This window comes from Lactobacillus sp. C449L (assembly GCF_059900815.1).
Window position 1 is genome coordinate 1 of sequence record NZ_JBWXGA010000093.1, and the last position, 512, is coordinate 512.

Consider the following 512-nt stretch of genomic DNA (forward strand, 5'->3'; position numbering starts at 1 on the left):
ATATAGATTAGCAAGTATAGCGATCTTTGCTATGTAGGAAAGGGGACAGGGCTCCATGCGATTCGGAAAAAATACTCATATTGGATAATTAAGTATAGGGGTTTTACTCCGACCTGCCGCCTTATGATGTGAGCTTGAATTAATAACATACTCATCCTTCATAATAAATGGTGGCGTTAAGAACGCCATACCTGTTTTCTATGCCGCTAAAGGAGGAACACTATGAAGGTTTTAAAAATTTCACCTCGCGGATATTGCTACGGGGTTGTCGATGCAATGGTCATCGCCCGGAATGCCGCTTTAGATAAAACCCTGCCGCGCCCGATTTACATCCTCGGCATGATTGTCCATAACAAGCATGTGACAGACGCATTTGAAGAGGAAGGCATCGTTACGCTGGACGGGAAAAACCGAAAAGAAATCCTGGAAAAAGTGAACGGCGGGACTGTCATTTTCTCACCGCCCACGGAGTATCTCCTGAAGTCAGGAAACTGGCAAAGGAAAAAGGGCTG

At 45.1% G+C, this 512-nt stretch carries 1 pseudogene; it reads left to right on the forward strand.

Annotated features, from left to right (window positions below):
- Nucleotides 1–222: 222 nt before the first annotated feature.
- Nucleotides 223–512, forward strand: a pseudogene (locus tag AC2JF9_RS08455) (hypothetical protein); the annotation flags it as partial.